Genomic DNA, 13,869 nt, shown 5'->3' on the forward strand with positions numbered 1-13,869 from the left:
CGACCTTCGGGTCATCGATGTGGGCCTCGACCCAGTCGGCGTCTACCAGGACGTCGCTGCGGCTCATGCTCTTTCTCCTCCGGGGCAGTGTGCGGCGGGTGGTGCGAAGAGAGGGTGTGCGGGTACGCGAAGCGGGCGCTACCCGACACGAGGGGTGGCCCTGACAACGGTCGAAGGGCCCGAGGGATACGGGAGCCGGGCTCCCGTTCAGAAAGTGCGACAGAGCATGGCGGCGACGCGGCACAGGTCTACTGCCCGCCGCTTCGTAAGATCCGCCTGCTGTCGCTTCATGCGTCCGATCGTAGGGACGTATCCGGGCCCCTGTCATGGGCGTGTCGCATTCTGAGACGCGATCATCCACTATGTGGGACGAGAAGCTGGCTGGGGCGGTCCCGGCCCGCCCCTCGGCGCATTGTGGCTGTCGTGCTTCTACCCAGCGGACGAGTCCGTCTCACCATGCGGCCGAGGGCGGGTTCAGGCAGCCACCGGGGTCGTGGCAGCCGTGGGCGGGGGTGCGGGCTAGCCCGCGAGGGAGACGTTCGTGCCCGTGCCGGAGAACCGCAGGCCCCCGTCCGTCGCCGCCACCTTGTCCAGCTTGATGCTCGACGGCATTCCGTCGATCTTCATGTCGTAGTCGACGACCCTGCGCAGCTTGTCGTCGAGGCCCACCGGCAGGTTCGGCAGCGACTCGGCCTTCAGCTGGACCGTACTGCCGCCCTTGAGCGCGACCGTGCTGTACGTGGTGACCATGCGACCGTTGAGCATGCCCTTGAACGCCTCGGGCACCGAGATGCCCGCGCCTTCCAGCAGGTCGGCCAGCGGTCCTGTGACCTTGACCTGGCCCTTGGCGGCCCGGTCGGCGCCCGCATAGCTGACGGTGGCGCCCCTGGGCGCGGCCTTCGTCAGGTCGGCGTAGGAGATCCGGGCCGAGCCGTCGGCGCGGTCCGCGACGGCGGAGGAGAAGCTGCTGTCGATCCGCACGCTGCGCAGCTCGGCCTTGACCTCGGTGACATTGACCGAGCGGCCGCCCGCGGTGGCGGTGATTCCGGCGAGGCTGACGTCGACCTCGTCCAGCTCCTTGCCCACGACCTGGGTGAGGAAGGGGAAGCCCTTGATGGAGATCTCCGGCGTCGAGCTCAGCCCCTGGCTGCTTTTGATCTTGTCGGCCGCCTCGGACTCGGCCATGTTGACCGCGATCCGGTCCGCGGCGACAAAAATGCCGCCCAGGACCACAGCGATGATCAGCAGTATTCGCAGTGCACGCATTGCTCGGTGTCCCCCACCCTGTCTCTGGCCCCCCGTGACGCCCGCGAGCCTAATCCAGTCCGGACGACGCCTTCTTGTTAATGATCGACTCAGTGATCGACGTCCAGGTGGGGGCTTTTGGTTCCGGCCGGGGGGACCGCGCAGGTCACACGAGGGCCCGCCCGATCAGATAGACCGCGGGCGCCGCGGCGGTCAGCGGCAGGGCCACGCCCGCCGTCATATGGACGAAGCGGGACGGATAGTCGTAGCTCGCCACGCGCAGCCCGATCAGCGCGCACACGCCCGCCACGAGACCGAGCAGCGCGCCGTTGGCACCGATGTCGGTGAGGCCGCCGGCCGCAATGCCCGCGCCGGTCGCGGCCAGCAGCGACAGGACCAGGGAGGCGACGTCCGGCAGCGGCAGCGCACGGGCCAGGACGGCGACGGCGACGGCGACACCGCCGATGACCACGGCATCGTCCGCGGCCGCGAGATGTCCGGCCGCAAGGATCGCGAGGGCAGCCGATGCGACGGTCGCCATCAGGCCGTGCATCCGCTCGTCCGTGCCCGCGTGGCTGCGCAGCTGCAGTACGAGGGTGAGCAGCACCCACACGCCCAGCGTGCCGATGATCGCGGCGGGGGCGTGCTCCCGGCCGACGGAGAGCAGTACGACGTCGGCGGCGAGGCCGCCCGCGAAGGCGAGGGCGATGCCCTGCCGGGCGGGCCACATGCCGTTCAGCCGGAACCAGCCGGCGGCGGTGACGGCCTGCAGCAGCACGAGCGGCACGAACAGCGCGTACTGGCCGATGGCCGCGCCGGTGGCGAGCAGCAGTCCGAGGGCGGCGGTCAGACCGGCCGGCTGCATGCCGGGCGCGATGATCGGCGAGCGTCCCTCGGCGCGGGCGCGCTGGGCGTCGGTGAGCCGGGGGTTGCCCGAGACGCTGGGGGCGCTGTACCCGGCGGCGGGCGGCTCGTACGTCATGGGTGCCGTAGCCGGAGCCGGAGCCGGTGCCGGTGCCGGTGCCTCGGGGGGCAGCGGGTAGGCGGCCTGCGGCGGCAGATAGGCCGTGTCGGCCGCGGCCTGCGCGGGCGGCACGACCGGCTGGTACTGCGTGTCCCAGGTCTGGCCCTCCCACGTCTGGGCGACGTTGGGGTCCGGGTAGCTCTGCGGATAGCCCTGCGGCTGGCTCTGCCGACTCTGTGCGTACGGGTCGTACGGGTCGTACGGGTCGTACGGATGCTGCTGATCGCTGCTCATGATGTGCGGCTCATCCTCCTGCGAACGGCGGGAGCACCTCGACCGTGCCGCCCTCGGCAAGCCGTACGGTCTCATGGCCGCGGGTGCCGACGGGGTCACCGTCGATGAGGAACGAACTCCGTTGCAGTACGCGCGTCAGCTCCCCGGGGTGCCGCTCGCGCACCGCTTCGAGCGCCTCGGCGAGCGTTCCCGCCGCGTACGGCTCCTCCGCGACCCCGGCGGCTGCCTTGGCCGCTGCCCAGTAGCGGATCGTTCCCGCTGCCATGACGGCACTCCTTTCGTCGGCTTCCATGATGAGCCACGCGCGGACGGTCCCGGCGAGACGGCTCGCACGCCGTCCCACGCGCCGTCCCACGCGCCGGCTCACTCGCCGGTGAGCCAGGCCGCGATGCGGGTCAGGAGCTCGTCGTCCGCGGCGTTCTCGGCGTGGCCCATGCCAGGTTCCAGCCATAGTTCGGCTCCGTCCCCGGCCGCGGCGGCGAGCATCCGCGGATGGTCGAGCGGAAAGTACGGGTCGCGGTCGCCGTGGACGATCAGCAGCGGCGTCGGCGCGATGAACGGCACAGACTCCACCGGGGAGGGTGGGACCGGGTCCCATTCCTCGGGATGGATTCGGGTGCCGAGGCCATAGCGGCCGACCAGGCGCCCGACCGGCCGGGTGACCACCCAGTGCAGCCGCCGCATGGGGGCCGTACCGCGGTAGTACCAGCGCGCGGGCGCACTCACAGCCGCCACTGCGTCCGTACGCGCCTCTTTGCGCCCCCCATGCATCCCCGCATGGCGCAGCACGACCGAGCCGCCCATCGAGAATCCGGCCGTCACCACCCGGGTGTGACCGAATCCACGCGCCCACTCCACCGCGGCCGCGAGATCGAGCACCTCGCGGTCGCCGACAGTCGAGCGGCCGCCGGAGCCTCCGTGCCCGCGGAAAGAGAACGTGACCACGGCCGCATGCTGTGCGAACACCCGTGCCGCACGGCGTACTGCGGGCCGGTCCACCGACCCCGTGAAGCCATGCGCGATCACGATCGCGGTGGCGCTGACGCACGCCGTACACGGCTCGTACACAGCCTCGATACGGACTCCGTCACTGGTACGCAGGGTTGCGCGTTCCGGGCCACGAATTGTCGACGAAGCGTCCGAAGTGTGAAATGACCCCTCTGCCAGGGAACTCATGTGGGCTATTCTGCTGGACAGAGGATCCGGGCAACGAAGCCCCCGGGTCCTTTTGTGTTTTCCGGCCGTTGTTACAGGCAGGTGAACAAGGGCTCTCAGGGCGCGGGAGCCAAGCGTACGAAGCAGTGCCGCAACGTCCTCGCAGGGACCGAGGAGGAACCGACGTTATGGGCGAGCGAACCGTGCACAACCGCAAGACGACCCAGGCAGGTGGGGCGCGATGAGCTCTCTGCTGCTCCTCACCAATGCCCTTCAGCCGTCGACGGAGGTGCTTCCCGCCCTCGGACTGCTGCTGCACAACGTGCGGGTGGCCCCCGCCGAGGGCCCGGCTCTCGTCGACACCCCTGGTGCCGACGTGATCCTGATCGACGGCCGCCGCGATCTGCCGCAGGTGCGGTCGCTGTGCCAGCTGCTGCGGTCCACCGGGCCCGGCTGTCCGCTGATCCTCGTGGTGACGGAGGGCGGGCTCGCCGCGGTCACCGCGGACTGGGGCATCGACGACGTCCTTCTCGACACCGCCGGACCCGCCGAGGTGGAGGCGCGTCTGAGGCTGGCCATGGGCCGCCAGCAGATCACCTCGGACGACTCCCCCATGGAGATCCGCAACGGCGATCTGTCGGTCGACGAGGCGACGTACAGCGCGAAGCTGAAGGGCCGGGTCCTGGACCTGACCTTCAAGGAGTTCGAGCTGCTGAAGTATCTGGCCCAGCACCCGGGGCGGGTCTTCACCCGCGCCCAGCTGCTGCAGGAGGTCTGGGGCTATGACTACTTCGGCGGTACGCGGACGGTCGACGTCCATGTGCGGCGGCTGCGGGCGAAGCTCGGCCCGGAGCACGAGTCGCTGATCGGGACCGTACGGAACGTCGGGTACCGCTTCGTCGCGCCGGAGAAGGTGGAACGCGCGGCCGAGGAGGCCAAGGCGAAGGCCGCGGCGGAGGCGGCCGCCAAGGCCACGGCGCCGGTCGCCCGTACGGAGGACACCACCGAGGTACACGAAGAGGCCGTACGGCCTGCCCAGCTATAGGTCACCCCGCGTAGACTTCGCGCGTGGCCAAGGTGACGCGGGACGATGTGGCGCGACTGGCGGGGACTTCGACCGCGGTCGTCAGCTATGTCATCAACAACGGACCCAGGCCGGTCGCCCCGGCCACGCGCGAGCGGGTACTCGCAGCGATCAAGGAGCTGGGGTACCGGCCTGACCGGGTTGCCCAGGCGATGGCATCGCGGCGCACCGACCTCATAGGCATGATCGTGCCGGACGCGCGGCAGCCGTTCTTCGCGGAGATGGCGCACGCGGTGGAACAGGCCGCGGCGGAACGCGGAAAAATGGTCCTCGTCGGGAACTCCGACTACCGCGACGAGCGCGAGGTCCACTATCTGCGGGCTTTCCTCGGGATGCGGGTGTCCGGGCTGATCCTGGTCAGCCAGGGCCCGAGCGAGCGGGCCGCCGCGGAGATCGAGGCGTGGGACGCGCGGGTGGTGCTGCTGCACGAGCGGCCCGAGGCGATCGACGACGTCGCCGTCGTGACGGACGACATCGGCGGTGCGCAGCTCGCCACGCGCCATCTGCTGGAGCACGGTCATGCGTACGTGGCGTGCCTCGGCGGCGTCGAGTCGACCCCGGCGGTCGGCGACCCGGTGGCGGACCATGTCGAGGGCTGGCGGCGGGCGATGCTGGAGGCGGGGCGCTCGGTGGAGGGGCGGCTGTTTCAGGCCCCGTACAACCGCTACGACGCGTACCTGGTCGCCTTGAAGCTGCTGTCCGGGCCCGAGCGGCCGCCGGCGATCTTCTGCTCGACGGACGACCAGGCGATCGGTGTGCTGCGGGCGGCGCGAGAGTTGCGGATCGATGTCCCGGGCGAGCTGGCGGTGGCGGGCTTCGACGACGTGAAGGAGGCGGCGCTGACGGATCCGCCGCTGACGACGATCTCGTCGGACCGCCCGGCGATGGCGCGCGCGGCGGTGGACCTGGTCCTGGACGACGGGCTACGGGTGGCGGGATCGCGCCGGGAGCGGGTGAAGCAGTTCCCGTCGGGGTTGGTGATCCGGCGGTCCTGCGGGTGCGTTTAGGGGGTACGGGAGTTCGGCGCGGGGGTCCGTTGCGCGGGTTCGGGCGTCCGGGGCGCGGGGGGACCGCTGCGCGGGGGCACACTTCTGTCGGGCTTCTCAGCGCCGCCTCAGAAAGCTCTCATCTACAGGCCCGACAGTCAGCTCCATGACGGACTACTACCAGTACCCGCAGCAGCCGGAGCCCCAGCCCTACGGCGCCCCCGCCTACCCCCCGCCCCCACCCGCGCCGCCGCAGGCCGTCGCGCCGCCGCGGGCCAGGGCCAAGCGGCCCGTCGCGCTGATCGCCGCCGTCGCCATCGCCGCCGCGGTCATCGGCGGCGGCGCCTCCGCGCTCGTCCAGCAGCTCACCGACAAGGGCAACAGCAGCGGCTCCGGCGTCAACGGCACCACCGTGGCCCAGAGCAGCAAGGGCACCGTCGCCGGCGTCGCGCAAGCCGTCTCGCCCAGCATCGTGGAGATCAGCGCGACCTCCAACGCCGGGCAGTCCACCGGCTCCGGCGTGATCATCACGGCCGACGGTGAGATCGTCACCAACAACCACGTCGTCTCCGGCGCCGACTCCGTGAAGGTGCGGCTCAGCGACGGCAAGACGTACACCGCCAAGGTCGTGGGCACCGACCCCGACAAGGACCTCGCGCTCATCACGCTGGAGGGCGCGAGCAACCTCAAGGCCGCGACCCTCGGGGACTCCGGCAAGCTCGGCGTCGGCGACGAGGTCGTCGCCATCGGCTCGCCCGAGGGCCTGACCGGCACCGTCACCAGCGGCATCGTGTCCGCCCTCAACCGCGATGTCACCGTCGCCAAGGACCAGGAGCCGCAGCGACAGCAGGGCCGCGGCAACTGGCCCTTCGAGTTCGGCGGGCAGCAGTTCAACGGCGACACGGGCTCGTCGAAGACGACGTACAAGGCCATCCAGACCGACGCCTCCCTCAACCCCGGCAACTCCGGCGGCGCCCTCATCAACATGAACGGCGAGATCATCGGCATCAACTCGGCCATGTACTCGCCCAGTTCCACCGGCGGATCCACGGCCGGCAGCGTCGGCCTCGGCTTCGCCATTCCCATCAACACGGTCAAGGCCGACCTCGACGACCTCCGATCGGGCGGCGACAGCTGAGCGCGTGCGAGGCTGAAGCCATGACGACCCCCCGTGAAGGCGACCGCATCCTCATCGTCGACGACGAGCCCGCCGTCCGTGAGGCGCTCCAGCGCTCTCTCGCCTTCGAGGGGTACGAGACCGAGGTCGCCGTCGACGGCATCGACGCGCTGACCAGGGCCGAGGCGTATGCGCCCGATCTGATCGTGCTCGACGTCCAGATGCCCAGGATGGACGGACTGACCGCGGCCCGCCGGCTGCGCGCCTCCGGATCGACGACGCCGATCCTGATGCTGACCGCGCGGGACACGGTCGGCGACCGGGTGACGGGGCTCGACGCGGGGGCCGACGACTATCTGGTCAAGCCGTTCGAGCTGGACGAGCTGTTCGCCCGGGTGCGGGCGCTGCTGCGGCGCAGTTCGTACGCGACGGCGACGAGCGTCACCACCGACGCCGACGTGCTGGCCTTCGCCGATCTGCGGATGGACGTGGTGACCCGCGAGGTCATGCGCGGCACCCGCCGGGTGGAGCTGACCCGTACGGAGTTCACGCTGCTCGAAATGTTTCTGGCGCACCCGCGCCAGGTGCTCACCCGCGAGCAGATCCTCAAGGCAGTGTGGGGCTTCGACTTCGAGCCCAGTTCGAATTCGCTGGATGTGTATGTGATGTATCTGCGGCGCAAGACGGAGGCAGCCGGCGAGCCGCGCCTGGTCCACACGGTGCGCGGAGTGGGGTACGTGCTGCGGTCGGGCGGCGCGGAGTGATCCGAAGATTCCGTGCGCTGCCCCTGCGGTCGCGGCTGGCGCTGCTGGTCGCGGTCGCGGTGGCGGTGGCGGTCGCGGGCGTCTCCGTGACGTGCTGGTTCGTCGTGCGCGGCAAGCTGTACGACGAGATCGACGCCAAGCTGAAGTCCCAGAACGCGCCTCTGCAGCCCGGCGACATCGAGCTCGCACTGCGTACCTGCTCCCAGACCCCGGCCGGGCGGACCGGCTACGGCCCCATGCCCGTCTACTACGTCCAGCTCGTCCGGGCCGGCAGCGACAGACCGTGCGTTTCCGCCTACTCCGCCGGCACCGTCAAGGTCAACAGCGGCGACCAGCAGGTGGCGCGGGACGCGGACCTGACCGTCCTGACGTTCCGCGACGGCACGGACACCACCGGGAAGGACGTCCGCGTGCTCACCGTCCCGGCCGTCGTCCAGGGTCCGGCGGGCGGAGTCGTCACGGACACCGCCGTGACGATCGCGTACCCGCTCAAGGAGACCGAGGCCACCCTCAACGATCTGGCCCTGCTGCTGCTCATCGTGTCCGGCGTCGGTGTGGTGGGCGCGGGCGCGGCCGGGCTCTGGGTCGCGCGGGCCGGACTCAAGCCCGTCGACCGGCTCACCGGGGCCGTCGAGCATGTCGCCCGCACCGAGGATCTGACCGTGCGCATCCCGGTCGAGGGCGAGGACGAGATCGCCCGGCTGTCCCGCTCCTTCAACTCGATGACCGCCGCGCTCGCCTCCTCCCGGGACCGGCAGGCGCAGCTGATCGCGGACGCCGGGCACGAGCTGCGTACGCCGCTGACCTCGCTGCGTACGAACATCGAGCTGCTGGCGCGCAGCGAGGAGACGGGCCGGGCGATCCCGCCCGCGGACCGTGCTGCGCTGATGGCCTCGGTCAAGGCACAGATGACCGAACTCGCCGCGCTCATCGGCGATTTGCAGGAACTGTCGCGGCCGGACGCCGTGGACCGCGGGCCGCTGAAGGTGGTCGCCCTGCATGAGATCGCCGGGGCCGCACTGGCCCGGGTGCGGCTGCGCGGGCCCGAGCTGGCCTTCGTGGCGGAGCTGACACCCTGGTACGTACGGGCGGAGCCGGCCGCGCTGGAGCGGGCGGTGGTCAATGTGCTGGACAACGCGGTGAAGTTCTCGCCGCCGGGCAGCACGGTCGAGGTGGCGCTGAGGGCCGGCGAGCTGACGGTACGGGACCATGGCCCCGGCATCCCGGCCGATGAACTCCCGCACGTCTTCGAGCGGTTCTGGCGCTCGCCGTCGGCGCGCGCGCTGCCGGGCTCGGGCCTCGGGCTGTCGATCGTGGCCCGTACGGTCCAGCAGTCGGGCGGCGAGATCTCGCTCGGCCCGGCGCCGGGCGGCGGCACGCGCGCGGCGATCCGGCTGCCGGGGGCGGCGACGCCGCCCCCGGCAGCCGCCTGACCGTGCCGCGGCCCCGCGTCCGACCGGAATGACCCGATCCTGACAACCGCGAGCTCACCAGTCGCTACCTTCGGTGGAATGCAGCCACAGGAACTTTCCTCCGCGCCCTTTCCGCCGCCTCCGCCCGGCTCGTCCGGACCGCCGGTACCCCTGCCCCGTCGTCGCAACGGCCCCCTGATCGCGGCCCTCGCGATCGGGCTGCTGACAGGCGGCGGGGCGGTGGGCGCAGCCTGGGCACTCTTCGGCGGCGCCGGGTCCGGTCCGGCGTCCGATGCCCAGGGGGCGTGCAACGCCCTGGCCGGCTTCGACGACTCCAAGATCACGGGCAGTGGCAAGGAGAGCGAGATTGCGCTCAACCGCTGGTCAGGGGCGGTCACCCTCTCCGCGGCGGCGGCCGCGGGCGACTCGGAGTACAAGCCGCTCGCGGACGCCATCATGTGGGCACGTCAGCGCCAAGCCAATGGTTACGACGTCAAGAAGGACGTGGCCAAGGCCCGCAGCATCTGCGACGACCTCTGATGTTCCGCATGGACACGCCCTAACCGTTGTGGCGGATCAGTGAATCGACCAGTCCCGAGCGGGTGTTGGGGAAGTCCAACGGCACGATACCCAGTCCCTTCCACCCGCTCGCCTCGGAGCCGTTGATGAAGGAGTGGACCCGCGGGTTGAGGTTGTCGGAGTTCCAGCGCGGCGGCAGATACGCGGAGGTGCTGACGAAATTGATGTACAGCTTGCCGGGCTGCTGGGCCGCCTTGCGGAAGTGCGCCTCGATCTTGGGGTACTTGGCGTTCGGCGCGGCGTTCCAGTCGTCCTGGATGTCGAAGAAGCTGCCGTCGCCCCAGCGGAGGCCGGGCAGCCCGCCGTTGTCGCCGATCAGCACGACCTTGCCGCGTGCCTCGCCGAGCGTCGGCAGCCCGTCGCCGATGCGGAACAGCGGGCGCCAGCCCTTGTTGTCGAGGTAGATGTCGAAGATACGGCGGAAGGCGGCGTCGCTCTCCTGCGAGTACTCCTGCTTGACGCGCATCAGGACCGTCTCGGAGGGGTGGGCGGCGAGGAAGTCCCGGCAGGCGATGAGCACATCGCCGAACATCAGGTTCTGGTAGGCCGCCCCGTGGTGGATGGCGAAGGAGTCCCCGGTGATCCGGCACCGTACGTCCAGGAAGCGGATGCCGCTGTTCAACTGGTCGGTGATGGTGGTGTTCTGACACTCCGCCCAGAGCCCGCCGAAGCGCGCGCCCGAGTCATGGGTGCCGGGGATCGTCAGCCGTGCCAGCGCGGTCGAGTCGCCGGGGCCCGCCATCCAGTCCTGCGCGGACAGGGTGCGCCGCGGTGCGGCGAACGCGGGTGCGCCGATGAGGGCGGTCGCTGAGATGGCTGCCGCGCCCGCGAGAAAGCTCCGTCGGTCCATGGTCGGGGATTATGGCGGGGCCACGTCAAGTCCCGCAGGGCGGGTACGCGCCAGTAATGACCGACACTTTCCAGCCGCGATTTCCCACCCCGCCACCAACACGCGTGGGGCGGCAGGCCCTTGGCCCACCGCCCCACCGTCGTACAACTGGTACCGCTACTACTTCACGACCGTGATCCGGTCCGCAGCCGGCGGCGTGATCGGCTTGGCCGCCGTCGAGTTCGCCGCCAGGTAGGCGTTGAAGACATCCAGGTCGGACGCACCCACCAGCTTGTTCTTGTGCTCCTTGAAGACGGGGAAACCGTCGCCGCCACCCGCCAGGAACTCGTTCAGCGCGACCCGGTAGGTCTTCGCCGGGTCGAGCGCGACGCCGTTCAGCTTCACCGAGTCGACGACGATCCGCGCCGCCCCCGTCTTCGTCATGTCCAGGGTGTACGTGAAGCCCGCCGAGACCTGGAGGATCTTCGGCGAGGCCTCGTTCGGGCCGCTGACCTGCTGCTGGAGCGCGGTGATCAGCTGGGCGCCGGTGAGGTCGACGACGTTCATCATGTTGGTGAAGGGCTGCACGGTGAATGACTCGCCGTAGGTCACCACACCGTCGCCCTCGCTGCCGGAGGCCTTGTAGACCAGGTCGGACCTGATGCCGCCCGGGTTCATCAGCGCGAGCTGCGCGCCGCCCTTGTCCGCCGGGGCCAGGCCCGTCAGCTGCGCGTCCGTGATCAGGTCGCCGAGCGGCTTCTCCAGTGCGGTGGAGCCACGGCCGTTGATGTCGGCGGAAATCCAGCCCTGCGGGCGGTTGGCGACCGGCGCGGCGAGCTTGTTCCAGCGAGCGATGAGCGCCGTCATGTCCTCGGCCTTGGCCTGGTCACGGCTGACGATGTGGTTCGCGGACTTCACCGACGTACGCACGATGTCCTTGGTGCGGCGGTCGTAGGTGAGGGTGGTGTCCGTGTAGAGCTTGCCGTACGAGGCCGCCGAAGTGACCATGCGCGGCTTGCCGGACGGGTCCGGGATCGTGCACACGTACGCCTGATGGGTGTGGCCCGTGACCAGGGCGTCCACCTTCGGCGTGAGGTTCTTGGCGATGTCCACGATCGGGCCAGAGATACCGGCGCCGGGCCCGGCCGAGTCGCAGTTGTAGTTGTACGAGGAGGAGGTGGGCAGGCCGCCCTCGTGGATGAGCGCGACGATCGACTTCACGCCCTGGCGGTCGAGCTCACGGGCGTACTTGTTGATTGTCTCGACCTCGTCGTTGAACTTGAGGCCCTTGATGCCATTGGCGTTGACGATGTCCGGCGTGCCTTCGAGGGTGACCCCGATGAAGCCGATCTTGACGCCGTTCTTCTTCCAGACGGTGTACGGCTTGAGGATCGGCCGACCGGTCTTCTCATTGGTGACGTTGGCCGCGAGGTAGGGGAAGTCCGCTCCCTTGAACCTCTTCCCCTGCTCGTAGCAGCCCTCGACCGGGTGACAACCGCCGTTCTGGAGGCGGCCGAGCTCGACCGCGCCCTCGTCGAACTCGTGGTTGCCGACGGCCGTGACATCCAGGTCAATCTTGTTCAGCGCCTCGATGGTCGGCTCGTCGTGGAAGAGCCCGGACAGCAGCGGGCTGGCTCCGACCAGGTCGCCGCCGGCGGCGGTGATGGAGTACGGGTTCCCCTTGCGGGCATTGCGCAGGGAGGTCGCAAGGTACTCGGCACCACCGGCCGGTATCACCTTGACGGTGCCGTCGGGCTGCGTCTCACTGATGGTCCCGGCCGAGCCGGCGGGCGGCTCAAGGTTCCCGTGCAGGTCGTTGAATGAGAGCAACTGCACGTCGACGGTGCGGCCGTGGGCCCGCCCATGTCCATGGCTCTGCTCCTGCGCCCCGGCGGGCATCGCGGCGACCAGTGCGCCGACGGTGGTCAGTCCAGCGACCGCGGCGAGTATGCGGAGGCGGTTCTTTTGCGGTGTCGCTGACATCTGTCCCCTTGTCAGTTCAGCGTGGTCAAAGGCTGCGAGCGGCAGCCTAGAGTCAACGCGCGTAGCGCGACAGGGGGTACGGGTTACGACCTGGTTGCCATCGTTCGTCAAAGGGGCCACTCGCGCCCTCGGCCTCTCCTCCGTCCGGCCGTCGCCGACGACCTCGTACGCGATGCGGAGCGGGACGCCCCGGACGATCCGCTGCACGCATGACCTGGCCCTTACCGCCGACAACGTGCCGCACAGCCGTACCCTCGACCCATGACCACTGAAGCGGTGATTCCGGAGCCCGGCCGGCAGATTCAGACCCTTGACGAGCTCAGCCCCGGGCAGGCCCGGGACGTGCTCGGCATGCTCGACGAAGCCGCCCGTGCCGACGGGATGCAGGCCGTCTCCGAGCAGGGGCGACTGCAGCTGAAGGGCGGCAGGCGGGAGGGCGTTCGGCATCTTCTGCTCACCGTCCGCGGCGAGCTGATCGGGTATGCGCAGCTGGAGGACACCGACCCCGTCGAGGCCCCGGCCGCCGAGTTGGTCGTGCATCCCGCGCACCGGGGGCGGGGGCACGGGCGGGCGCTCGGGAGCGCGCTGCTGGGTGCCTCCGGGAAGCGGCTGCGGGTGTGGGCGCACGGCGGGAAGTCCGCCGCGCGGCATCTGGCCCAAGTGCTCGGGCTGACCCTTTTCCGTGAACTGCGTCAGCTGCGACGGCCGTTGAGCCCGCTGGACATTCCCGAGCCGGTGTTCCCGGCGGGCGTGACCGTACGCGCCTTTGTCCCCGGGCAGGACGACGCCGCCTGGCTCGCGGTGAACGCCGCCGCCTTCGCGCACCACCCCGAGCAGGGCTCACTGACCCAGCGGGACCTCGACGACCGCAAGAGCGAGCCGTGGTTCGACCCCAAGGGCTTCTTCCTGGCCGAGCGCGAGGGGGAGATCATCGGCTTCCACTGGACGAAGGTGCACGCCGCAGAGCACCTCGGCGAGGTGTACGTCCTCGGCATCCGCCCCGACGCCCAGGGCGGCGGCCTCGGCAAGGCCCTCACGGCGATCGGTCTGCGCCATCTCGCCGCGCAAGGGCTGCCGACCGCGATGCTGTATGTCGACGCGGACAACCCCGCGGCGCTGGCGGTGTACGAGCGGCTGGGCTTCGTCACGCACGAGGTGGATCTGATGTACCGCACCGAGTCCTGAGGCGCACGCGTACCTCGCCGCACCTTGAAGCGCTGAACGGTCAGGCGGGGCGCCCGGGGCCCTGAGGGCGCAGACCTACCACACCGGGCCCTGAGGCAGAACGGCCGGCCGGGCGCCCGGGCCTTGCCGGGGCCGCCGTCGCCGCTGCATTCTGGCGGCTGCGCCGACGCCACGGCCGGCCCGCGCGACGCGGAACCACCCGCCGGACCCCCCGGGGGCCCCGCCCCGCTTCCCCTCACGTCATGTCGTTGTTACCGGCCATTCAGACGACC

General features: G+C 70.4%; 14 protein-coding genes. 7 read left to right on the forward strand and 7 right to left on the reverse strand.

Translation table 11 applies throughout. The features are described 5' to 3' along the window. Positions 1 to 207 precede the first annotated feature (207 nt). From ACI2LP_RS32295 to ACI2LP_RS32315, 5 genes are all read right to left on the reverse strand, one after another. Positions 208 to 291 (reverse strand): putative leader peptide, encoded by an 84-nt coding sequence (locus tag ACI2LP_RS32295; protein ID WP_352376456.1) that lies wholly within the window; start codon positions 289 to 291, stop codon positions 208 to 210. Between the two features lie 228 nt (positions 292 to 519). Continuing rightward, positions 520 to 1,266: a DUF2993 domain-containing protein gene (locus ACI2LP_RS32300; RefSeq protein WP_404728094.1), complete on the reverse strand. Its 747-nt coding sequence runs from the start codon at positions 1,264 to 1,266 to the stop codon at positions 520 to 522. A gap of 145 nt (positions 1,267 to 1,411) precedes the next feature. Next, complete coding sequence (locus ACI2LP_RS32305; protein ID WP_404728095.1) at positions 1,412 to 2,578, reverse strand: hypothetical protein; 1,167 nt, start codon at positions 2,576 to 2,578, stop codon at positions 1,412 to 1,414. Continuing rightward, entirely contained in the window at positions 2,514 to 2,768 is a 255-nt protein-coding gene (locus ACI2LP_RS32310; RefSeq protein WP_404728096.1) for a MoaD/ThiS family protein, read from the reverse strand. Before ACI2LP_RS32310 ends, ACI2LP_RS32305 begins: the two co-directional genes overlap by 65 nt. Positions 2,769 to 2,866: 98 nt before the next feature. Next, positions 2,867 to 3,679, reverse strand: a complete 813-nt coding sequence (locus ACI2LP_RS32315) for an alpha/beta hydrolase (RefSeq protein WP_404728097.1) — start codon at positions 3,677 to 3,679, stop codon at positions 2,867 to 2,869. Between the two features lie 220 nt (positions 3,680 to 3,899). On the opposite strand from ACI2LP_RS32315, the gene ACI2LP_RS32320 reads away from it, so the two are divergent. The 6 genes from ACI2LP_RS32320 to ACI2LP_RS32345 all read left to right on the forward strand — a co-directional run bounded on the left by ACI2LP_RS32320 (position 3,900) and on the right by ACI2LP_RS32345 (position 9,561). Then, entirely contained in the window at positions 3,900 to 4,703 is an 804-nt protein-coding gene (locus tag ACI2LP_RS32320) for a response regulator transcription factor (protein WP_404728098.1), read from the forward strand. Between the two features lie 23 nt (positions 4,704 to 4,726). Beyond that, complete coding sequence (locus ACI2LP_RS32325) at positions 4,727 to 5,749, forward strand: LacI family DNA-binding transcriptional regulator (protein WP_404728099.1); 1,023 nt, start codon at positions 4,727 to 4,729, stop codon at positions 5,747 to 5,749. Positions 5,750 to 5,894: 145 nt separating this feature from the next. Then, positions 5,895 to 6,866, forward strand: coding sequence for a S1C family serine protease (locus ACI2LP_RS32330; RefSeq protein ID WP_404728100.1), 972 nt, complete (start codon positions 5,895 to 5,897; stop codon positions 6,864 to 6,866). A 20-nt stretch (positions 6,867 to 6,886) separates the two neighbouring features. Next, complete coding sequence (locus ACI2LP_RS32335; protein WP_404728101.1) at positions 6,887 to 7,609, forward strand: response regulator transcription factor; 723 nt, start codon at positions 6,887 to 6,889, stop codon at positions 7,607 to 7,609. After that, positions 7,606 to 9,042, forward strand: coding sequence for an ATP-binding protein (locus ACI2LP_RS32340; RefSeq protein WP_404728102.1), 1,437 nt, complete (start codon positions 7,606 to 7,608; stop codon positions 9,040 to 9,042). The genes ACI2LP_RS32335 and ACI2LP_RS32340 overlap by 4 nt, the downstream gene beginning before the upstream one ends. Positions 9,043 to 9,120: 78 nt before the next feature. Continuing rightward, on the forward strand, positions 9,121 to 9,561 hold the full coding sequence (locus ACI2LP_RS32345; RefSeq protein WP_404728103.1) for a hypothetical protein: 441 nt from the start codon (positions 9,121 to 9,123) through the stop codon (positions 9,559 to 9,561). Positions 9,562 to 9,580: 19 nt separating this feature from the next. Here ACI2LP_RS32345 and ACI2LP_RS32350 read toward each other — a convergent pair whose 3' ends face one another. Both ACI2LP_RS32350 and ACI2LP_RS32355 read right to left on the reverse strand, forming a co-directional pair. Then, complete coding sequence (locus ACI2LP_RS32350; protein WP_404728104.1) at positions 9,581 to 10,450, reverse strand: phosphatidylinositol-specific phospholipase C; 870 nt, start codon at positions 10,448 to 10,450, stop codon at positions 9,581 to 9,583. A 159-nt stretch (positions 10,451 to 10,609) separates the two neighbouring features. Next, positions 10,610 to 12,412, reverse strand: a complete 1,803-nt coding sequence (locus ACI2LP_RS32355; protein ID WP_404728105.1) for a bifunctional metallophosphatase/5'-nucleotidase — start codon at positions 12,410 to 12,412, stop codon at positions 10,610 to 10,612. 261 nt (positions 12,413 to 12,673) lie between these two features. Between ACI2LP_RS32355 and mshD the strand changes: the two genes are divergently transcribed. Continuing rightward, positions 12,674 to 13,597, forward strand: a complete 924-nt coding sequence (gene mshD / locus ACI2LP_RS32360; protein ID WP_404728106.1) for a mycothiol synthase — start codon at positions 12,674 to 12,676, stop codon at positions 13,595 to 13,597. Positions 13,598 to 13,869: the final 272 nt, after the last annotated feature.

Origin of the sequence: Streptomyces sp. NPDC019890 (assembly GCF_044903445.1) — a bacterium.
Taxonomy (GTDB): Bacteria; Actinomycetota; Actinomycetes; order Streptomycetales; family Streptomycetaceae; genus Streptomyces.

Coding starts and splice junctions, on each gene's coding strand:
- mshD (WP_404728106.1), top strand. CDS start 12,674: ATGACCACTGAAGCGGTGATTCCGGAGCCCGGCCGGCAGATTCAGACC.
- ACI2LP_RS32315 (WP_404728097.1), bottom strand. CDS start 3,679: ATGAGTTCCCTGGCAGAGGGGTCATTTCACACTTCGGACGCTTCGTCG.
- ACI2LP_RS32355 (WP_404728105.1), bottom strand. CDS start 12,412: ATGTCAGCGACACCGCAAAAGAACCGCCTCCGCATACTCGCCGCGGTC.
- ACI2LP_RS32335 (WP_404728101.1), top strand. CDS start 6,887: ATGACGACCCCCCGTGAAGGCGACCGCATCCTCATCGTCGACGACGAG.
- ACI2LP_RS32330 (WP_404728100.1), top strand. CDS start 5,895: ATGACGGACTACTACCAGTACCCGCAGCAGCCGGAGCCCCAGCCCTAC.
- ACI2LP_RS32345 (WP_404728103.1), top strand. CDS start 9,121: ATGCAGCCACAGGAACTTTCCTCCGCGCCCTTTCCGCCGCCTCCGCCC.
- ACI2LP_RS32350 (WP_404728104.1), bottom strand. CDS start 10,450: ATGGACCGACGGAGCTTTCTCGCGGGCGCGGCAGCCATCTCAGCGACC.
- ACI2LP_RS32320 (WP_404728098.1), top strand. CDS start 3,900: ATGAGCTCTCTGCTGCTCCTCACCAATGCCCTTCAGCCGTCGACGGAG.
- ACI2LP_RS32295 (WP_352376456.1), bottom strand. CDS start 291: ATGAAGCGACAGCAGGCGGATCTTACGAAGCGGCGGGCAGTAGACCTG.
- ACI2LP_RS32310 (WP_404728096.1), bottom strand. CDS start 2,768: ATGGCAGCGGGAACGATCCGCTACTGGGCAGCGGCCAAGGCAGCCGCC.
- ACI2LP_RS32305 (WP_404728095.1), bottom strand. CDS start 2,578: ATGAGACCGTACGGCTTGCCGAGGGCGGCACGGTCGAGGTGCTCCCGC.
- ACI2LP_RS32300 (WP_404728094.1), bottom strand. CDS start 1,266: ATGCGTGCACTGCGAATACTGCTGATCATCGCTGTGGTCCTGGGCGGC.